Here is a 20,966-nt window from a genome sequence, read left to right on the forward strand (position 1 = left end):
TGCTTGCATAAATAAAGCAGCTATTATATATTACTATTAGTACCAAGTCATAAAGAGGTCGTGCATAAAGTGAAAATATGATGAAAATGGTGGATGGTGCGGTCTAATGAGAAAAACAAAAGCGGAACGGCAACGACTTTTAAAAGAAAAAATAGAACAAACTCCGTTTATCACGGATGAACATTTAGCAAAAGCGTTTCAAGTTAGTATTCAAACGATAAGACTGGATCGGATGGAATTAGCTATCCCTGAATTACGAGAACGTATTAAGCATGTTGCGACAAATCAGTGGAACGAAACGGTTAAAGCTTTATCATTGGATGAGGTTATTGGTGAAATCATTGATTTAGAGTTGGACAAGCGTGCAATCTCTATTCTAGATATTACTTCTGATCTTGTTTTTTCTAGAAATAAAATTGCCAGAGGTCATCATTTGTTCGCACAGGCAAATTCATTAGCTGTTGCAGTCATTAATGATGAACTTGCACTTACTGCCAAGTCAGAAGTTAAATTCAGACGTCAGGTTATCGAAGGTGAACGCGTGATAGCCAAGGCAGCGGTGGAAGGGAAAGATGAGAAAAGTCGTACCGTTGTCCAAGTTAATAGTTATGTTGATAATGAAAAAGTATTTTCTGGTGTATTTTATATGTACCAATCAAATGAGAATAAAGGGGAAAGAATAAATGAGATTAGCAATTGACGCCATGGGTGGAGATAACGCGCCCAAAGAAGTAGTGTTAGGTGCAATGGATGCTATTTCAGAAATTGAAAATTTGAACATCACCCTTTATGGTGACGAAAAGCAAATAAAACCACTTTTAACAAATGATAATAATATTGAAATTGTACATACAGATGAAGTCATTACTAGTGATGATGAGCCGGTTCGCGCAGTGCGTCGCAAAAAAAATGCTTCACTAGTATTAATGGCACAGGCTGTTAAAGACGGATATGCAGATGCGTGTATTTCTGCTGGTAATACGGGAGCATTAATGAGTGCGGGGTTGTTTGTAGTTGGTAGAATACCGGGGATTGATCGCCCAGCATTAAGCCCTACATTGCCGACCGTTGATGGAAAAGGATTTCTAATGCTAGATGTTGGTGCAAATGTCGATGCAAAGCCTGATCATTTAGTACAATATGCAATTATGGGATCCATCTATTCAGAAAAGGTAAGACAAATTCAAAATCCAACTGTTGGTTTACTAAATGTTGGTACGGAAGATGGAAAAGGGAACGATTTAACGAAAAAAACGTTTGAATTGCTAGAAAAGGCACCAGTAAACTTTGTTGGAAATGTCGAAGCGCGTGATATATTAAATCATGCAGCTGATGTTGTTGTTACAGATGGATTTAGTGGTAATGTCGCACTAAAAACAATTGAGGGAACTGCACAAACAATTTTTACGTTATTAAAAGAAACCTTTATGGCTTCAACAAAAACGAAAATCGCCGCAGCACTGGCGAAGAATGATTTACGTGGGCTAAAAGATAAACTAGATTATTCAGAGTATGGTGGTGCTGGTCTATTTGGACTCGCAGCTCCTGTTATTAAGGCTCATGGTTCATCGAATAGTAGAGCAATTTTAAGTGCGATCAAACAAGCTAGTTATATGGTGGAGAATGATGTAACAAATACAATTAAAACAACAGTTGAATCAATTGAATCAGATAAGGAGTGATTGAATGAAGCGCGTAGCTTTAATGTTTCCTGGTCAAGGCTCACAGGCTGTTGGAATGGGAAAGGAATTCTATGATGAATTTCCACAAGTTAGAGAGCTGTTTCAGAAAGCAAATGATGTATTAGGTAAGGATATAAAGGAAATTATATTTGAAGGTCCTGCAGAAGTGTTAACAGAGACAGAAAACACACAACCAGCATTACTTTTAACCAGTATTGCGATCCATCAATTACTCGAGCAGGAAAATGTCGAATCTCTGATGACAGTCGGCCACAGTCTCGGAGAATACAGTGCACTGGTTGCTGCAGGAGCATTAACCGTTGAAGATGCATTGCCGCTTGTTGCAGTTCGTGGCAAGTTAATGGAAGAAGCTTTCCCAAAAGGACAAGGTACAATGGCTGCGGTTCTTGGACTGTCTGAAGCAGAGATTACAGAAGTCTTGACTGGTATAACAGATGAAATAGCGGATGTTGCTAACTTAAATTGTCCTGGGCAAGTTGTTATTTCTGGTTCGCAAAAAGGAATTGAGCTTGCTTCTGGTCTATTAAAAGAAAAAGGTGCAAAACGAGTTCTACCGTTAAATGTGAGCGGACCGTTCCACTCTCGATTAATGAAATCCGCGAACGAAGAGTTTGCAGGGTATTTGGATAAAACACCAATTAAAGATGCAGTAATTCCAGTTTTTGCTAATGTTTCAGCAGCGGCTGTTACAGATCGTTTAGTGATTAAGGATTTACTTCTTAAACAATTGTATTCACCAGTTCGTTTTGAAGAATCCGTTAACCATATGATTGACCAAGGTGTTGACGCATTCGTGGAAGTAGGTAACGGGAAAGTTCTTTCAGGATTACTACGTAAAATCGACAAGAAGATCAAAACGTTTGCAGTCCAGGATTTGAAATCAATGAATGAATTTATTTCATGGTATAGGGAGGATGCGTAATGCTAAAGGGGAAAAGCGCGTTAGTAACAGGAGCATCTCGTGGAATTGGAAGAGCAATCGCATTAGAGCTTGCGCGTCAAGGCGCTAATGTAGCGATTAATTATGCTGGCAGTGAACAGAAAGCACAAGCTGTTGTAGAGGAAGTAGAGCAACTAGGTGTGAAGGCTTTTAAAATACAAGCTGATGTTGCAGATGAAACACGTGTAAAAGCAATGGTGAAGGAAGTTGTTACACAATTTGGCAGCTTAGATATTTTAGTGAATAATGCAGGTGTTACAAGAGATAATTTGTTAATGCGTATGAAAGAAGAAGAGTTCGATCAAGTTATAAATACGAACTTAAAAGGTGTCTTTATTTGTACAAAAGCTGTTACGAGACAAATGATGAAGCAGCGTGCTGGTAGAATCATTAATGTTGCTTCGATTGTTGGGGTAAGTGGAAATCCTGGACAGGCGAACTATGTTGCTGCAAAAGCAGGGGTTATTGGTCTGACCAAAACATCTGCTAAAGAATTGGCAACACGGAATATTTTAGTAAACGCAGTTGCTCCAGGGTTTATTGCGACAGATATGACAGATGAGCTAAACGAAGAACAAAAGGCAGCAATCTTAGGAGTGATTCCGTTAGAAAAGCTAGGATCACCAGAAGACGTTGCAAAGGTCGTACGCTTCCTAGCATCCGATGACGCCAACTACATTACTGGTCAAACCATCCACATTGATGGCGGAATGGTAATGTGATTCGTCTGGAGCAATCTGGCGTAAACTTAAATGAGGGATATCGCGTGTATTTTCGCCATTAGTCCTGGATGACTACATATTAATAGTGGAGTCGATGAAAACAATGTCGTTGCTCTAACCAGTCCGGAGAGGCTGAAGCCGTTCCCGCGGAAAGCGACTGTTCGTAGCGATCCCGGACGGCGACAGTAATTCCTAACCCAGCAGTTAGTTCGCAGTTTATATATTTTATGAATAAAATGTCTAACTATCCAGAAAAGTATAAGTGGCTATTTTATTCGGTTTCTGCTAGAATTTCTTAGGCAAATATTTTATACTACTTGAAGGGAGGTGAAGCAAAATGGCAGACGTATTTGATCGTGTTAAAGCTATTATCGTTGACCGTCTTGATGTTGAAGAGTCTAAAGTTACAATGGAAGCCTCTTTTAAAGAAGATTTAGAAGCTGATTCACTAGATGTAGTAGAACTTGTAATGGAATTAGAAGATGAATTTGACATGGAAATTGCTGACGAAGATGCTGAAAATATAAATACAGTAGGTGATGCTGTAAACTACATAAACAGCAAAGCTTAAACAAATTACTAAAAGCTAAAAAGCTTGTTTGGAATAGTTCGGAAAGTCTCGCTTAAGGCGGGACTTTCTGTATCTAAACATGATGGAGGTGAAAGCAATGAACGTGGAACAATTAGAGGAGGAGCTTAATCTTAAATTTAATAACCATAACCTGATAAAACAGGCCTTTACACATTCATCGTATGTGAATGAGCATCGAAATGTCGTTTTTTCGGATAATGAACGCCTTGAATTTCTTGGCGACGCAGTTCTTGAGTTAGGCGTATCTCAGTATTTATATCGAAAAAATAATGATATGCCAGAAGGAGAAATGACGAAACTGCGTGCTGCAATTGTTTGTGAACCGTCCCTAGTAAACTTTGCTCTAGAATTGAACTTTGGCAAATACCTTTTACTCGGTAAAGGCGAAGAGCAAACAGGAGGGAGAAATAGACCCGCCATTTTGGCCGATGTGTTTGAAGCCTTCCTTGGGTCACTTTATTTAGATCAAGGATTTGATGAAGCGCTAGATTTTTTAGAAGTTCATGTATTTCCTAAAATTAAAAAAGGTGCTTTTTCGCATGCGATGGATTATAAAAGCCAGCTTCAGGAGTTAGTTCAACAAAATAAAAATCAAACGATTGAATATAAAATCGTTGATGAAAAAGGACCATCCCATAATAAGGAATTTGTTGCCCAGGTTGTTATAAAAGGGAAAAATGCAGGTGAAGGAATTGGCAGAACGAAGAAGGAAGCAGAACAACGTGCAGCAAAATATGCACTTGATTCATTTATCCCGCATTGATTAACAGAAGGCTGTTATCCATAGTTGGACACAGCCTTTTATCGTCTATTTCCTTATTAAAGAAAGTTCCTCAATAAATGCCTGTGTTTCAGACGCACTTAGTCTTCCTTTTTGTACAACCATATCATACATAAATTTCAAATCTTCATATTTTTCAAGATCATAATCCTCTGGTTCCATGATTGTACGATTGACAACCTGTAATTTATCTGCTAGTTCTTCAAGCAATATCTTCATGTTTTCTTCTGATGCGACTTCTAAACTCATATTATCCCCCTTTTTGGCAAAACACTTGCAATTCGATTGAGCCTGAAACGGTTCTGCACTTCTTTTGTTCATAAGTTTATGATAAAATAAATAGGTTAAAAAGCCAATCTATTTTTTAGTTAAGTAAATAAATAATGGGATACAACGATGAGAAGCGCATGCTCTCACTTAAAATAAAGTTTAAAAAGAAATTTAGCAAGGAACGCAAGGAATAGGGTTCTTTTGAAATTAGGAGAATGTATATGTATTTAAAACGATTGGAAAGTGTAGGCTTCAAATCATTTGCGGAACGGATCAATGTGGAATTTGTACCGGGAGTAACAGCGGTTGTTGGTCCGAATGGAAGCGGGAAAAGTAATATTACCGATGCGATTCGCTGGGTGCTCGGTGAACAATCAGCTAAATCATTACGTGGCTCCAAAATGGAAGATATCATATTCCAAGGCAGTGAAACTAGAAAAGCATTAAATGTCGCTGAAGTTACACTCGTACTTGATAATCAAGATAAACGAGTACCACTCGATTACGAAGAAATTAGTGTGACACGTCGAGTTTATCGTTCTGGTGATAGTGAATTTTATATCAATAAGCAGTCGTGCCGATTAAAAGATATTATTGATCTTTTCATGGATTCTGGTCTTGGAAGAGAAGCTTTCTCCATTATAAGTCAAGGAAAGGTCGAGGAAATTCTTAGCTCAAAAGCTGAGGAAAGACGAACGATTTTTGAAGAAGCTGCAGGAGTACTGAAATACAAGCAACGTAAGAAAAAAGCAGAATATAAATTAGCAGAAACACAGGAAAATCTCAATCGAGTTGAAGATATTATCCACGAAATTGAACAGCAGATCAATCCATTGAAACAACAGGCTGAAACTGCTAAAAAATATATAGAGCTAAAAGATAAGCTTAAAGAAAAGGAAATTTCCTACCTATTATCTGAAATTGAACAGCTCCATCACGAGTGGCAAACACAATTAAAAGAATTGGAAGACGAAAAGTTATCTGAAAGTGCCCTTAAGGCCACGATCCAAAAAAAGGAAGCTGAAATTGAGAAGCAAAATCAAGCAATTCAGCAATTGGATGACAAAATCGAAGCAATGCAAGAAAATCTTTTAATTGCTACAGAGCAGCTTGAGAAGTATGAAGGAAAGAAACAACTCCTTGATGAACGATCGAAGCATTTTGGAGAAAACAAGCATAAATTAGAAATGCAAAAAAAAGAGAGTAATACTAGAATTACTGAATTAGAGGCTGAACTAGCAAGAGAAAAAAAGCAGCTTGTTCAATTACAACACGATCGAAAAAAATGCAAAGAACAAGCAAGTAAGCTAGAAGCTAACTTAAACACAAGCAAAGAAAGTATTTCAGAGAAAATTGAAGATTTGAAGTCCGATTTTATTGAATTACTTAACAAGCAGGCGGCAAAACGAAATGAAAAGCAATCAATCGCACAGCAATTACAACAAATTGATGGAAAAAAAGAAAAACAGGCAGATAAATTTCAAGATCTAATCAAACAAAGAGAACAATTGACGGAAGAGAAAAATGAATTAGAAGCAAGTTATAAAGCGGGTGAAACTGGCTTTTCTGCAATCGAATCCGATGTGAAGCAATTAAAAATAAACTTAGAGTCGGAACGAAACCAATTCCAAGAATCACAAACAAAGCTTTATCAAGGCTATCAATATATCGAAAAACTAAAATCAAAAAAAGAAATGCTGGAAGAAATGAAAGAAGACTTTCAGGGTTTTTTCCATGGCGTAAAAGCAATTTTGAAAGCTCGTGAAGAGAAGAAGCTGGAAAACATTCACGGTGCAGTAATCGAATTGGTAGACGTACCGAAAAAGTTTATTACAGCAATTGAAACGGCTCTTGGTGGACAAGCGCAGCATATTGTTGTAACAGATGATATGGCAGCTAGAAGGGCTATCGCTTGGCTTAAGCAAACAAATAATGGAAGAGCAACCTTTTTACCACTTGGTTCTATCCAGGAGCGTTTTATTACACAAGATATGTTAGTGAAAATTGAAGGTCACCCAGGTTTCCATGGAATAGCATCAAAACTCGTACATACAAACGCTACTTACCAGAAGGCAGTAAATCATTTAATGGGACATGTTATTATTGCTGAAAACTTAAAGGATGCAAATGAAATTGCTGCACTCGTTAACCGTCGATTTCGTGTTGTTACCCTAGAAGGGGATGTCGTAAATCCTGGAGGTTCCATGTCTGGTGGAGCTCAAAAGAAAACGAATCAGTCACTATTTACAAGAGAAAAAGATTTACAAGAAGTAACGGAAAAAATCGAAGGATTCCAGCAGAAAATATTCCAATTTGAATCCATTGTCGGGCGTAAGAAGCATTTGATTAAGCAACTGGAAAATGACCTGAGAACGAAAGAGAGCACCATCTCTTCCGAGCAAATTGCACTACAAGAATTACACTCGGAGTGGAAGCAAGTAGAGATGAAACTCTCATCTATTAATGATAACCTGTCGATCTATGATCAAGACAAGCAGCAGTTTGTACAAGATAGTGAGGAACTAACTAGGCGAGCAGAAGTGCTAACAGATGAATTAACGGAACTTAAAGTACAGTTGGACTCCATTCAACAGGAAATCGATTTGTTAACGAATGAAGAGGCTGCATTTAAAGAGAATAAAAAAATGATGCAAGATGATTTGCATCAACTACAAATTCAACTTGCGGAACAAGAAGAAAGAGTAAAGTATCAGCGCGAAAAAACAACTTCTACCCAAGATCAATTAGATAAACTAAAAGGTCAGCATCATAACTATGCAAAGGAATTGAGCAATTTATTAGAAATTGAACAATCGAAAGAGACAGAAGAAGAGGTAGACGCGCGTATTGTAGCTGCTAAGCAAGAGAAGGAAATGTTAACCAATGAAATTCAGCAGAAGCGTTCTGAAAGAGCTGAACAAACCCAGTTTGTTCAAGACGAAGAAAGAGAACGGAAGGAAGAAAGTAAAAGACTTCAAACGCTGCAACAAACCATTCAGCAAAAAGAGGTTCGTGCAGGTCGCCTTGATGTAGAATTGGAAAACAGATTGAATCATTTACAGACGGAATATACCATCACATACGAAAAGGCAAAGCAGCTGTATCAGAAAGCGGAAGATACAGAAGAAGCTAAAACGATCGTAAATGAATTGAAGTCACAAATTGACCGTCTGGGGACTGTTAATCTAGGAGCGATTGAAGAGTACGAACGCATTTCGGAACGCTATACTTTCCTTTCCGAACAGAAGAATGACCTTGTCGAGGCAAAAGAAACACTGTATACCGTTATCGGTGAAATGGATGATGAAATGAAGAAACGGTTTGATGAGACATTTACTAAAATCAAGGATGAATTTCATGACGTATTCAAACAATTATTTGGAGGCGGCTATGCCGAGCTGAAATTAACCAATCCGAAAAATTTATTGGATACAGGTGTGGATATCATCGCTCAGCCACCAGGGAAAAAATTGCAGCATTTAGGCTTGCTATCTGGTGGAGAACGTGCGCTTACGGCAATTGCACTTCTATTTGCCATTCTAAGAGTACGACCGGTTCCATTTTGTATCCTTGATGAGGTAGAGGCAGCTCTTGATGAAGCAAATGTCGCTCGCTTTGCAAAATATGTTAAATTATACAGTGATAACACACAATTTATTGTGATTACACACCGAAAAGGTACAATGGAAGAAGCGGATGTATTGTATGGCGTTACGATGCAAGAATCAGGTGTTTCAAGACTCGTCTCTGTTCGATTAGAGGATACGAAAGAATTGATAAATTCCTAGGAGGTTGATAAACAATGAGCTTTATCAATAAGTTAAAAAATAAATTTAAACAGAATGAACAGAAAGAAGAGGTTTCTAAAAAATATCAAGAAGGTATGACGAAGACACGTAATTCTTTTTCATTAAAAATTAATGATTTAATTGCGCGCTACCGTAAAGTAGATGAAGATTTTTTTGAAGAACTAGAAGAAGTTCTTATTACTGCAGATGTTGGTGTATCAACTGTAATGGAACTTGTTGAAGAGTTGAAAATGGAAGTAAAACGTCAGAACATCAAAGACACAAATGGGATAAAAGATATTATCTCTGAAAAGCTTGTAGAAATTTATTATGGTGATGTTCAGGAAGAAATCGAAACATTAAACATACAAGAACAAGGTCTTTCTGTTATTCTTGTGGTTGGTGTTAATGGTGTTGGTAAAACGACTTCGATTGGGAAGTTAGCACATCAGCTAAAACAAGAAGGAAAAAATGTTATCCTAGCAGCAGGTGATACATTCCGTGCAGGAGCAATTGAGCAGCTAGAAGTATGGGGAGAAAGAGCTGACGTTGATGTAATTAAACATAATGCAGGAAGTGATCCAGCAGCAGTAATCTTTGATGCGATTAAAGCGGCGAAATCACGTCAAGCAGATGTGTTAATTTGTGATACGGCAGGAAGACTGCAAAATAAAGTGAATCTAATGAACGAGCTTTCGAAGGTGAAGCGTGTAATTGAAAGAGAAATTCCTGGTGCCCCACATGAAGTGCTCCTTGTCTTAGATGCGACAACTGGCCAAAATGCCCTAAGCCAAGCCAAAACGTTTTCAGAGGCAACGAATGTGTCTGGTATCGTATTAACGAAACTTGATGGGACAGCCAAAGGTGGAATCGTACTTGCGATACGAAATGAACTTCATATTCCTGTGAAATATGTTGGATTAGGGGAACAAGTGGGGGACTTGCAACAATTTGATGCCAATGCATTTGTGTATGGTTTATTTGCAGATTTAGGAACCGAAGCAGAGGCGGAGTAGGATCTGAAATTCCTTGACAATATACAAAGGATTTCGTTATGATTGTGTAAAGGAATTTCACTTAACAAGGGGTGTGAATCATGATTGAAAAAACAACCCGTATTAATTATTTATTCGATTTTTATCAAACTCTACTGACACCGAAACAACGTAATTATATGGAAATGTATTACTTAGAAGATTATTCACTTGGTGAGATTTCCGAACTGTTTCATGTGTCACGGCAAGCAGTGTATGATAATATCAAACGTACAGAGGCTATGCTTGAATCGTATGAAAAGAAATTGCATTTATATGAGAAATTTGAACAGCGAGTAGTACTGATTGAACAATTGGAGCAAACTGTCGCAGATCAATCTGCTTATGCTTTGCTTCACCAACTAAAAGAATTAGATTAGGAGGACACCTTCTATGGCATTTGAAGGATTAGCCGACCGCCTGCAAAGTACAATAAAGAAGATAACTGGTAAAGGGAAGGTTTCTGAGCAAGACGTTAAGGAAATGACCCGTGAAGTACGTCTTGCATTACTAGAGGCGGATGTAAACTTTAAAGTGGTCAAAGATTTGATCGCTCGTATTAAGGAACGTGCAATTGGTCAGGAAGTAATGGAAAGTTTAACGCCTGGTCAACAGGTTATAAAAGTAGTAAAAGAAGAATTAACAACGTTAATGGGCGGTGAGCAAAGTAAAATTGCTGTAGCCGATCGTCCGCCAACAGTTATTATGATGGTTGGTTTACAAGGTGCTGGTAAAACAACAACAACCGGAAAGCTAGCAAATCTATTACGCAAGAAACATAATCGTTCACCACTATTAGTTGCTTGTGATGTATATCGTCCTGCTGCGATTAAGCAATTAGAGACACTTGGTACACAACTTGATATGCCTGTTTTCTCCATGGGAACAGAAGCAAATCCAGTTGATATTGCAGCAGGAGGAATTGAAAAGGCAAAGGAAGAGCACAGAGATTATGTCATTATCGATACAGCAGGTCGCTTGCATGTAGACACAGATTTGATGGATGAATTACAACAAATTAAAGCTTCCGTCAATCCAGATGAAATATTCTTAGTCGTTGATTCGATGACAGGTCAGGATGCAGTTAATGTTGCAGAAAGCTTTAATGAACAGCTTGATATTACTGGCGTTGTGCTTACAAAATTGGACGGGGATACACGTGGTGGTGCAGCATTATCGATAAAAGCTGTTACCGACAAGCCGATTAAGTTTGCCGGGATGGGAGAAAAACTAGACCAGCTAGAAGCATTCCATCCAGATCGAATGGCATCTCGAATTCTCGGGATGGGTGATGTCCTTTCTTTAATTGAAAAGGCACAAACGAATGTCGATGAAAAGCAAGCAAAAGAATTAGAAGAAAAGATGCGTACGATGTCCTTCACATTTGATGATTTTCTTGAACAGATGGGGCAAGTTAAAAAATTGGGACCGCTAGATGATTTGATGGCAATGATTCCTGGTGCAAACAAAATGAAGGGGCTTAAAAATGCACAATTGGATGAAAATCAGTTAACGCAGGTTGAGGCAATCATTCAATCCATGACGAAAAAAGAAAGACAGGATCCAAGTATTATTAACGGAAGTCGTAGAAAGCGGATTGCCAAAGGCTCTGGAACATCTGTATCACATGTCAACCGTTTAATTAAACAATTTAGCGAAATGAAGAAAATGATGAAACAAATGACCAACATGCAAAAAGGTAAAAAGGGTAAAGGCATGAAATTCCCATTCATGTAAACTCAGAAGTGGAAGTGCCTGGTTAGAGGCGTATAGACTGCAACCCGCAAATGTGGGGCAGTTCGACGCGTCGAACATTGCTACGTAGGAGATAAAGGAACATGCCCCTGAAAAGGGTATGCCGAAGTTAGGCTTTGGCGAAGGTTTAGTCGGCCACCCTTTACCCATAGTTGGTGCTTCTTATCGTGTCAGGAAGGGAGTCTAATGGCTTCTGGGCACTGGAAATGGACTTAGTAATACAACTATTTTAGCGTTGTAATGTAAAAACACTTTACAGACCGTTTTTTTTCTGTTAGAATCTTAAATTGTGAATAACATTTTTATTGGAGGTGCAAAATAATGGCTGTTAAAATTCGTTTAAAGCGTATGGGATCTAAAAGAAACCCATTTTATCGTATCGTTGTAGCTGATTCACGTTCTCCTCGTGACGGACGTCAAATCGAACAAATCGGAACATATAATCCGGTAGTTAACCCGGTTGAAGTTAAGATTGATGAAGCAAAAGCACTTGATTGGATGACAAAAGGTGCTAAACCAAGTGATACAGTTCGTAATCTTTTCTCAAAAGAAGGCATCATGAAAAAATTCCACGACCAAAAAAACCAAGTAGAGAAGTAGTGTGATATCATGAAGGCCCTAATAGAATCGATTGTTACCCCATTAGTTGATCACCCAGAAGATATCGTTGTTAAGAAGACAGAAGAAGATGCAAAGATTGTTTACCATCTTACTGTTCATCAAGAGGATGTTGGAAAGGTAATTGGAAAAAATGGACGTATTGCAAAGGCAATTCGTACGGTTGTCTATGCAGCAAAAACGGATGGTAATAAACGTATTTATTTGGACATTATGTAAAGGGAAAGCGGACCCCCGTAGGGTTCTTCTTTCCCTTTTACACATCTTAAAAAGATTTTTTGGCAGATAGTAAAGTATAAAAGCTTCCTATCTGAATAAATGCAACAAAGGCATCTGCCTAACCTAATAGCAAGTGCCAAGTTTTCTCACGTATTAACGGACTGTAATACCCCCACTTCTAAGCAGAAGAAAAATAAAAATGTAAAGGTGTGGGAGCGCTCTGTATAGTATAAAACAGCCCGTAAATTCCTGATTCTGTATAACTAACAATCAGTTGGGAAAAGGAATCCCTGCTGATTGAAGTTTCACTTTATAACGGGAGCGAGGAGATCCAGTGAATATCATTAAAAAAGTAGTGATTAAACAAATTGTCACGGAGAAAAGTAAAGAAAAGATATATCGCAATTTCCATGATCATAAATTGCGACTTGAACAAGAGTGTCAACAGCTCCTTTTTGAAAAAAGAAAATTGCAGAATAAAGCGGGAAGCTCAAAGCAAGAAATTGAACAGCGCTTCCAGCAGGAAATAAATAATCGCAAAGAAAAGATTAAACTGCTTGATTTTAAAATAAGTCAATTGGAAACGCTGGAGCTTGGAAGTGAAATTATTGAAAAAGAAGTTGAAGCTCTTGTTGAGGTGAAGGTTGGTTCTAATTGGAATGAGATTATGGAGGAACAAGTCATCGTTATTAAAGATGACGTTGTCGTACGAATTGATGAATAACAAGTAGGTGATAAAATGAACAGTCGAATGTTTAATGTAGGAAAAATAGTCAACACACATGGTATTCGAGGAGAAGTCAAAGTACTGCGTATTAGTGATTTTGAAGAACGCTTTGCCCCGGGCGAAAAGCTCTTTGTTATAAAGGACGAGCAGCCAATTGAACTTAAAATTGCTGCACGTCGGATGCATAAGGGGTTTGATCTCCTTCAGTTCGAAGGCTACGCTAATATTAATGATGTGGAAAGCTTTAAAGGCTGTAAACTAAAAATTAATGAGGCGCAATTAACTGAACTTGATCAAGATGAATATTATTATCACGAAATCATCGGTTGCGAGGTGTTTACTGCTGAGGGAAGAAATCTGGGGAAAATCAAGGAAATATTATCTCCGGGTGCAAATGACGTTTGGGTAGTGAAGCAGCAAGCTGGAAAGGATCTTCTCATCCCATATATTGATGATGTTGTAACAGATGTGGATATAGTGAATAAGAAAATAGTGATTGAACCAATGGAAGGACTGCTTGACTAATGCATATTGATATTTTGACCCTTTTTCCTGAAATGTTTACGGGCGTCTTCCAATCATCCATCTTAAAGAAAGCTGCTGAAAAAGAAAAGTTTAGTTATAATCTCGTGAACTTCCGGGACTATACAGAGAATAAGCATCTAAAGGTAGACGATTATCCATATGGTGGTGGTGCGGGAATGGTGTTAACACCACAGCCTGTATTTGATGCCGTGGCCGCTGTGAAAAAGGAGAGGCAGACAAAACCTCGCGTTATCCTTATGTGCCCGCAAGGTGAATCATTCACGCAAAGTAAAGCAGAAGAGTTTGCGAAAGAAGAGCATCTTATTTTCATTTGTGGTCATTATGAAGGATATGACGAGCGAATTCGTGAAAATCTTGTTACTGATGAAATCTCGATTGGTGACTATGTATTGACTGGTGGAGAACTCGGATCCATGGTCGTTGTAGATAGTGTAGTCCGTTTGCTACCCGATGTACTTGGAAATCAAGAATCAGCTCCAGAGGACTCATTTTCTACTGGATTATTGGAACATCCCCACTACACAAGACCTGCTGATTTTCGTGGCATGAAGGTTCCGGACATATTGCTATCAGGAGACCACGGAAAAATAAGAGATTGGCGAATAGAAGAATCTTTAAAGCGAACCTATAAGCGCCGTCGTGACCTACTTGAACATTATGTTTTAAATGAAGCAGAGCAGAGAATAGTTGATAAGATTAAAGCAAACGAAGAAAAAGAATAAAATATTGCAAGTGATAGCTAAAAAACTTTGAATTTGTCTAAAAAGAGTGTTGAACTATCATTTTCAATATGATATATTTATTATTGTGCTTAAGTGCGCTTAGGTACATATAAACGATGTTCCGCTTATTGCTATATAAATAATGAGCATTGGTTTGGAAGGAGTGAAGGATAATGCAACAACTTATTGCAGACATCACAAAAGATCAACTTCGTACTGATCATCCTGATTTTCGCCCTGGTGATACGGTAAAAGTTCACGCTAAAGTAGTAGAGGGAACTCGCGAACGTATTCAGGTGTTCGAAGGTGTTGTAATCAAACGTCAAAATGGTGGAATTAGTGAATCATTTACAGTAAGAAAAATTTCTTATGGTGTAGGTGTTGAACGTACTTTCCCATTACATTCACCTAGAGTTGATAAGATCGAAGTTACTCGTCGCGGTATTGTACGTCGTGCGAAACTATACTATCTTCGTAATCTACGCGGAAAAGCAGCTCGTATTAAAGAACGTCGTTAATCGACATGAGCTGACCCGAAAAACGTTATTGGAAAGGAGCTTGGCAAATGTGCACAAGCTCCTTTTTGTTATTTAATGGGTTAAAGAAGCTGTTCAAAAAGTTAAAGCTTGTATGAATACTTCATGCTAGCTTACAATAAAGTTATACATAGAATCGGTCGGAGGGGAATATATGGCGAAAAAAAAGAAAAACGAATGGTTAGATTGGATAAAAGCGCTACTACTGGCGTTTGGTTTGGCGTTTATCGTCCGTGCCTTTCTATTTGCTCCGATTGTAGTGGACGGACCTTCCATGCTACCGACACTGCATGACCGAGATCAAATGATCGTTAATAAATTTTCTTATCTTATTCAAGATCCAGAACGATTTGATATTGTCGTGTTCCATGCTTCTGCTCAGAAAGATTTTATTAAACGAGTTATTGGTCTGCCAGGCGAACATGTGGCAGTAGTAGATAATGTACTCTATATTGATGGAGAACCTGTAGAAGAGCTGTTTCTGGATGAACAAAAGGATCAAATGAAACCTTATCAAATGCTAACAAATGATTTTACATTGGAAGAGCTTCCAGGAGAGTTTGAAGTAGTTCCAGAGGGACATGTATTTGTTTTAGGTGACAACCGAGGTAATTCTACGGACAGCAGAATGCTTGGTGTAATACCGATGGATGAAATCATTGGAAAGACCAGCTTAATTTATTGGCCATTCGATCGGTTGCAACTAATTGGAAAGGGGGAATAAAAGATTATGACAATACAATGGTTTCCAGGACATATGGCAAAGGCAAGAAGAGAAGTAGAAGAGAAGCTGAAACTCGTAGATTTCGTAATGGAATTAGTTGATGCGAGAACTCCACTATCTTCACAAAATCCAATGCTTCAGCAAGTATTACAACAAAAATCAAAAATGATTGTTTTAATGAAAAAGGATTTAGCCGATGCTCGCCAAACGGAAAAGTGGATAGCATATTTTCGAGAGAAAAAAATCCCAGCAATCGCCGTTGATGTAAATAATAAGGCGGATATTAAAAATGTTATTCAAATGGCTAAGGAGCTTGGCCAAGAAAAAATGGATAAGCTCTTAAAAAAAGGGATTCAGCCAAGGGCTGCAAGAGCGATGATTGTCGGGATTCCAAATGTTGGTAAATCCACACTCATTAACCGGCTAGCGAATAAAAAAATTGCTAAAACTGGAGATCGTCCAGGGATTACGAAACAACAGCTATGGATTAAAGTAAAAAAAGATTTTGAACTGCTTGATACTCCGGGGATTCTTTGGCCGAAGTTTGAAGAAGAAGCAGTCGGCTACCGATTAGCGGCAATCGGAACAATCAAAGATCAGCTTCTTTCTTTGCAAGATATAACTGCATTTGTTATCCAATATATGCAAGTGCACTATCCTGTACAACTTGAAGAAAGATATGAAATTGACCGGGATATGGATGATATGCTGGAAATATTCAATACAATAGGAAAGCAGCGAGGAGCACTTCTAAGCGGTGGGAATATCAGCTTTGATAAAGTTGCTGAAATTGTATTAAGAGATCTTCGTACAGGAAGATTAGGGAATATCACATTAGAAACACCAGAACAAGCATAAGGCATACATCATTATGATGTGTGTCCTATTTTTTTAGTGAAGCATGTAGAAAGATTTTTTTCATACATAAATGCAATTATCGCATTCACCCCAAAGGTGGGTGAATGTTCAGGTTTTCTAATCTAAATGATACGCTAGCATGAACCGATATAATAGAGAGAATGGTGATAAGATGGAAAAGCAATCGATTGCTACTATAAAACAACGAATTAAAAATAACGAATTAACAGACGAAATGATGCTGGAATTGAAAATGGATGAACGAAAAGGCGTTCAGCAATTACTGATAAGCTATGAAAAGCAAAAAGCGAAAGAGAAACAGTTAGCAGATCAGTTTGTCGAGATGTCCTGTTACGAGCAAGTTGCTTATTCGAGGGGATGTCAATACATTGCTGGGGTTGATGAGGCCGGTCGTGGACCGCTAGCAGGACCAGTTGTTGCTGCTGCAGTAATTTTACCAGCAGATTTTAAATTATATGGTCTTAATGATTCCAAGCAATTAAATCAAGCAACGAGAGACCGTTTTTTTACAAAGATTAAAGAACAAGCGATTAGTTATGGGATTGCAATCATTGATAATAGGACAATTGATGAAATGAATATTTTTGAAGCGACAAAACTAGCGATGCGACAGGCGATAAATCAGCTGCAGCCAAGTCCAGATTATGTATTGATTGATGCCGTAGAGCTAAAGGGCTTGCCTTATTCATCAGAGTCACTCATAAAAGGGGATGCGAAAAGTATTTCAATTGCAGCTGCAAGTGTACTTGCTAAAGTAACACGTGACAATTTAATGAAGGAGATGCACGAAGAATATCCTGACTATGACTTTATCTCTAACATGGGCTATGGTACAAAACATCATCTAGAAAAGTTACGCGAGATTGGGACTACCCCCTATCATCGGAGATCATTTGCACCTGTACGAAATAGCATTGGTTAACTTTTGAAGTAAACTACGGACTAGTATGCAATGCAATGGTGTTGGAGCATATACCCGCTACGGAAAGCATCCGCCCGTAGCGATTCCGGACGGTCGCAACATCTCATACCACAGCAGTTAGTTCGCAGTTTACTTCAACTCCGCACGACGAAAGTAGATTAATTATAGTGATTGAAAGGGGGTCACCAATGAGTATTCATAAAGTTTCTGGAAATAAACTGACTAAGGTTTTACAAACACAGCAGAGTTTAAGACCTGGACAAATTGTTCAAGGAAAAATATTGAAAATTTTCCCTGAAAATAAAGCACAAATACAGCTTGGTGGACAAAAAATGATTGCCAGGCTTGAGGCGGCTCTTTCAATTGGTAGCACGTATCATTTTCAAGTTCAATCATCAGATGAAATGATTTATTTGAAAGTGCTAAGTGAATACATAAAAACGCAGTCAACATTAAGTTTATATCCTTTAATGAATGAACTAAACGTGAAACCAAATAAGACGAACAGTGCTTTTATACAAGCACTTGTCCAAGGGAATATACCATTTGATAAGTCACAATTAAAAGAAGCGCTACAAATTTTGGAACAATCGAAGGATAAAGGAACAGCCAAGCAAACCTTGATAGAGATGATTGGAAGACGGTTACCAATCACGGATAATGTTTTTCAGGCTGTATCGATAAAAAATTCAAGCCAATTCTCTAGTCAAATGAATGAGCTATTAAAACAATTGAAAGCAACGAATAATCAAACAGAACTTTTGACAAGGCTGGAACAAATGGTAGCTCGTCCTACTAATGTGAGTGCTTCATTAACGAACCAGTTAAATGTACAAAATGAACAAAATAAACAGCAAATATTCCACGTCGTAAAGGGATTAGGAATGTTGCATCAACAAATTGATTTCAAAGGATGGGTCTCGGAGTGGCAACAAGTTGGACAAGCGTTAAAAGAGAACGAACAAAATGTAAGACTACCATTTTCTTTAAATGCTACTGAAGCTGTACAAGTAATGGAACAGCTTCGTTCCAATCAATATGGATTATTAAATCAGTCACAACAATTTATGCAAGCCTGGAAAAGTACATTGAATCAACCTGTATTAGCACAGCATGAATTCATGCTGATGAAAGAACAACTGAATCAACATATCCTTCCACTTCTCCCGGTAGAACAGGCGAAATTCATTAGAGGACTATCAAATAATCAAGTGCAATTAAGTAGTATGATGAATTTATTAGAATCGCTTCATAATCCTAGTACTTATAAAGAAATAGATGCGTTATTGAAAGTCGTTCATTTTGATAAGCTTTTTCTGTCAAAGGCACCGAATGAGCAATTTATGCTCCAACTACAGCAAGTTCTAACATATACGGGTCTGGATTATGAACAACAGATTGTTCAAAAAAGCCCTGATCAGCAAAGTTTAAAAGCGATGTTACTGCAGCTTATTCAACAAAGTGACGGTATAGTGCAGGAAAAGGCCGGACAATTGCTGCATTTTATTAATGGCATGCAGCTTAATTCCATAAATGAATCCGAAAGTATGATTCAAGCTTCTCTTCAAATACCAGCTGAAAAGCTTGGACTAATCAATGATATGGAACTTGAATTTGAAAGCAGGAAAACAGAGGACGGCAAGGTGAATCCGGATTATTGTCGCATTCTCTTTTATTTAGATTTAAATGAATTGAGGCAGACGATTATTGATATGCATATTCAGAAGCGTTCTGTTACCGTTACGATTTATAATGATATACAAGAATTAAAGCGTCAAACAGTACAATTATTACCTGTACTAAAACAGGGGTTGGAAGCTTTAGATTATAAGCTAACTTCAGTGGATTTTAAACCGTTGCAAGAATTAGAGAGGCCTGCTAAGAAAACAACAGGAAAAGCATATTCATCTTATCAAGGAGTTGATTATCGAATATGACTGAGGGACGAAAGAAAGCTGCGGCACTCCGGTATGATCAGGGCAAAGACTTTGCACCTAAAGTTACTGCGACTGGGAAAGGGTTAGTAGCGGAGGAAATTTTACAAAAGGCAAAAGAAAATAATGTACCAATTCTAGAGGATGCTTCACTAGTCGAGCTATTGGCAGCGCTAAATATTAATGAGACAATACCTGAGGAATTATTTCAGGCAGTAGCAGAAGTGTTTGCATTTGTTTACCGTGCGGATAAACAGTTGAAAGAGGATGTACAGTAAGACCAGTGAAATGACATATCTTAAATGGAGGAACTTCGACTAACTGCCACAAGTATTGAGCGTTGAAGTCACCACAACAGGCGAGAATCTCGTTCGTGATAGGGTACCTCTACATTGCTTACGTCCTGTTGGGCAGCGTAGAGGTCGGCTATAGAAAAACAAAAAGATAACAAGTATTTATAAACATCCAAGAGGGTGTTTTTTATTTTGCATAAAATGATAAGGAGGGTTTTTTATTATGCCATTTAAAGGATATCGAGTAACTTCACCATTCGGATATCGCACACACCCTATAACAGGGGTAAGAGGTACTTTTCACACAGGGATTGACCTTGTCAAATACCACAGGGCCCCTATTAACGCTTTTACTGCAGGTATCGTTTTATTTGCAGGGATGGGAAGCACTGGATCCGGTTTTGGTGGATATGGAAACGTAGTGTTTATTCAAGATAAAAATGGAAGAGGGCAGGTGTATGCCCATCTGGATAGTGTAAATGTCAGAAGAGGTCAACGCATCAATAAAGGCCACATCATTGGCAGACAAGGTAAAACAGGGAATACCACAGGTTCTCATTTGCACTTCGAAGTACGAAAAACGGCACCAAGTACACCACCATATGGTTGGATAGCAGACAGAGCAAACAACAGTTTAAATCCTACTATTTATCTAAAATCGTTTGGCGCAACCGCAGTTAAAAATAGCTCTAGTCGTATTCGTACGATCCAGTCTACTTTAAACAGAAGATATAATACGGCTTTAAATGTGGATGGTATTTACGGACCACAGACTAAAAGAGCGTTAATAAAAGGCTACCAAACCGAGCTAAATAAGCAGTTTAATGCCGGCTTAACCATTGATGGTATTTGGGGGCCAAGAACGCAAGCGGCTACGGTTACTATTAGAAGAAACGCCAGAGGTAATTTGACGTGGATTTTACAGGCGACACTATATGCGCTAGGTTATAATCCGAATGGACTTGATGGGATTTTTGGAGCAGGTACAGAAAAAGCGGTAAGAGACTTTCAGCGTGACAAGAAAATAAAAGTCGATGGGGAAGCAGGTAGAAACACCTTTGCTAAGATGTTTAGATAAGAACAAAAGCAGCCCTCCTTGTGGGGGCTATCTCTTTCTTATCTAGTTTATTATTTATATAGTCGCCTGTATCTAATCCATTTAGATCTGTTCGCTTACCAAGGCTAAGCCGAATCGAATTTTTTGTCTTTTCTATCTCTTTTTGAAAATCAACTAGTAATGAAGCGTTAAGCCTATCAATTT

At 38.2% G+C, this 20,966-nt stretch carries 23 protein-coding genes; 22 read left to right on the forward strand and 1 reads right to left on the reverse strand.

Annotated features, from left to right (window positions below):
- The first annotated feature begins 106 nt into the window (after nt 1-106).
- From fapR to rnc, 6 genes are all read left to right on the forward strand, one after another.
- Nucleotides 107-700, forward strand: a complete 594-nt coding sequence (gene fapR, locus F1560_RS19365) for a transcription factor FapR (RefSeq protein ID WP_149476273.1) — start codon at nt 107-109, stop codon at nt 698-700.
- Nucleotides 684-1,682, forward strand: a complete 999-nt coding sequence (plsX, locus tag F1560_RS19370) for a phosphate acyltransferase PlsX (RefSeq protein ID WP_149476274.1) — start codon at nt 684-686, stop codon at nt 1,680-1,682. The genes fapR and plsX overlap by 17 nt, the downstream gene beginning before the upstream one ends.
- 4 nt (nt 1,683-1,686) lie before the next feature.
- Nucleotides 1,687-2,625 carry an ACP S-malonyltransferase gene (gene fabD, locus F1560_RS19375; protein ID WP_149476275.1) on the forward strand — a complete coding sequence of 313 codons (939 nt, stop codon included), beginning with the start codon at nt 1,687-1,689 and terminating at the stop codon, nt 2,623-2,625.
- A complete protein-coding gene (gene fabG, locus F1560_RS19380; RefSeq protein WP_149476276.1) occupies nt 2,625-3,365 on the forward strand; it encodes a 3-oxoacyl-[acyl-carrier-protein] reductase in 741 nt (246 codons plus the stop codon). Before fabD ends, fabG begins: the two co-directional genes overlap by 1 nt.
- 337 nt (nt 3,366-3,702) lie before the next feature.
- Nucleotides 3,703-3,936: an acyl carrier protein gene (gene acpP, locus F1560_RS19385; protein ID WP_149476277.1), complete on the forward strand. Its 234-nt coding sequence runs from the start codon at nt 3,703-3,705 to the stop codon at nt 3,934-3,936.
- 97 nt (nt 3,937-4,033) lie between these two features.
- Nucleotides 4,034-4,720, forward strand: coding sequence for a ribonuclease III (gene rnc / locus F1560_RS19390; protein WP_149476278.1), 687 nt, complete (start codon nt 4,034-4,036; stop codon nt 4,718-4,720).
- Between the two features lie 45 nt (nt 4,721-4,765).
- On the opposite strand, the gene F1560_RS19395 is transcribed toward rnc, so the two are convergent.
- The gene (locus F1560_RS19395) at nt 4,766-4,987 is read right to left on the reverse strand and encodes a DUF1128 domain-containing protein (RefSeq protein WP_149476279.1); all 222 of its coding nucleotides are present in this window, start codon (nt 4,985-4,987) and stop codon (nt 4,766-4,768) included.
- A gap of 242 nt (nt 4,988-5,229) precedes the next feature.
- On the opposite strand from F1560_RS19395, the gene smc reads away from it, so the two are divergent.
- The 16 genes from smc to F1560_RS19475 all read left to right on the forward strand — a co-directional run bounded on the left by smc (nt 5,230) and on the right by F1560_RS19475 (nt 20,783).
- Nucleotides 5,230-8,796 (forward strand): chromosome segregation protein SMC, encoded by a 3,567-nt coding sequence (smc, locus tag F1560_RS19400; RefSeq protein ID WP_149476280.1) that lies wholly within the window; start codon nt 5,230-5,232, stop codon nt 8,794-8,796.
- 14 nt (nt 8,797-8,810) lie between these two features.
- On the forward strand, nt 8,811-9,812 hold the full coding sequence (gene ftsY, locus F1560_RS19405) for a signal recognition particle-docking protein FtsY (RefSeq protein WP_149476281.1): 1,002 nt from the start codon (nt 8,811-8,813) through the stop codon (nt 9,810-9,812).
- Between the two features lie 80 nt (nt 9,813-9,892).
- On the forward strand, nt 9,893-10,210 hold the full coding sequence (locus F1560_RS19410) for a putative DNA-binding protein (protein ID WP_149476282.1): 318 nt from the start codon (nt 9,893-9,895) through the stop codon (nt 10,208-10,210).
- A 13-nt stretch (nt 10,211-10,223) separates the two neighbouring features.
- Nucleotides 10,224-11,567 carry a signal recognition particle protein gene (gene ffh, locus F1560_RS19415; RefSeq protein WP_149476283.1) on the forward strand — a complete coding sequence of 448 codons (1,344 nt, stop codon included), beginning with the start codon at nt 10,224-10,226 and terminating at the stop codon, nt 11,565-11,567.
- A gap of 339 nt (nt 11,568-11,906) precedes the next feature.
- Complete coding sequence (gene rpsP, locus F1560_RS19420) at nt 11,907-12,185, forward strand: 30S ribosomal protein S16 (RefSeq protein ID WP_095308586.1); 279 nt, start codon at nt 11,907-11,909, stop codon at nt 12,183-12,185.
- Nucleotides 12,186-12,194: 9 nt separating this feature from the next.
- Nucleotides 12,195-12,422: a KH domain-containing protein gene (locus F1560_RS19425; protein ID WP_149476284.1), complete on the forward strand. Its 228-nt coding sequence runs from the start codon at nt 12,195-12,197 to the stop codon at nt 12,420-12,422.
- A 334-nt stretch (nt 12,423-12,756) separates the two neighbouring features.
- Nucleotides 12,757-13,146 (forward strand): YlqD family protein, encoded by a 390-nt coding sequence (locus F1560_RS19430; RefSeq protein ID WP_149476285.1) that lies wholly within the window; start codon nt 12,757-12,759, stop codon nt 13,144-13,146.
- A gap of 15 nt (nt 13,147-13,161) precedes the next feature.
- Nucleotides 13,162-13,674: a ribosome maturation factor RimM gene (gene rimM, locus F1560_RS19435; protein ID WP_149476286.1), complete on the forward strand. Its 513-nt coding sequence runs from the start codon at nt 13,162-13,164 to the stop codon at nt 13,672-13,674.
- Nucleotides 13,674-14,417: a tRNA (guanosine(37)-N1)-methyltransferase TrmD gene (gene trmD / locus F1560_RS19440; RefSeq protein ID WP_149476287.1), complete on the forward strand. Its 744-nt coding sequence runs from the start codon at nt 13,674-13,676 to the stop codon at nt 14,415-14,417. Before rimM ends, trmD begins: the two co-directional genes overlap by 1 nt.
- Nucleotides 14,418-14,590: 173 nt before the next feature.
- Nucleotides 14,591-14,935, forward strand: coding sequence for a 50S ribosomal protein L19 (gene rplS, locus F1560_RS19445; RefSeq protein ID WP_095308591.1), 345 nt, complete (start codon nt 14,591-14,593; stop codon nt 14,933-14,935).
- Between the two features lie 172 nt (nt 14,936-15,107).
- Entirely contained in the window at nt 15,108-15,677 is a 570-nt protein-coding gene (gene lepB, locus F1560_RS19450) for a signal peptidase I (RefSeq protein ID WP_149476288.1), read from the forward strand.
- Nucleotides 15,678-15,683: 6 nt separating this feature from the next.
- Nucleotides 15,684-16,535: a ribosome biogenesis GTPase YlqF gene (gene ylqF, locus F1560_RS19455; RefSeq protein ID WP_149476289.1), complete on the forward strand. Its 852-nt coding sequence runs from the start codon at nt 15,684-15,686 to the stop codon at nt 16,533-16,535.
- A gap of 172 nt (nt 16,536-16,707) precedes the next feature.
- Nucleotides 16,708-17,478, forward strand: coding sequence for a ribonuclease HII (locus F1560_RS19460; protein ID WP_149476504.1), 771 nt, complete (start codon nt 16,708-16,710; stop codon nt 17,476-17,478).
- A 188-nt stretch (nt 17,479-17,666) separates the two neighbouring features.
- A complete protein-coding gene (locus F1560_RS19465; RefSeq protein WP_149476290.1) occupies nt 17,667-19,415 on the forward strand; it encodes a hypothetical protein in 1,749 nt (582 codons plus the stop codon).
- Nucleotides 19,412-19,690 (forward strand): EscU/YscU/HrcU family type III secretion system export apparatus switch protein, encoded by a 279-nt coding sequence (locus F1560_RS19470; protein WP_149476291.1) that lies wholly within the window; start codon nt 19,412-19,414, stop codon nt 19,688-19,690. Before F1560_RS19465 ends, F1560_RS19470 begins: the two co-directional genes overlap by 4 nt.
- Nucleotides 19,691-19,928: 238 nt before the next feature.
- The gene (locus F1560_RS19475; RefSeq protein ID WP_149476292.1) at nt 19,929-20,783 is read left to right on the forward strand and encodes a peptidoglycan-binding protein; all 855 of its coding nucleotides are present in this window, start codon (nt 19,929-19,931) and stop codon (nt 20,781-20,783) included.
- Nucleotides 20,784-20,966: the final 183 nt, after the last annotated feature.

Origin of the sequence: Oceanobacillus polygoni, from assembly GCF_008304605.1 — a bacterium.
GTDB lineage: Bacteria > Bacillota > Bacilli > Bacillales > Amphibacillaceae > Oceanobacillus > Oceanobacillus polygoni.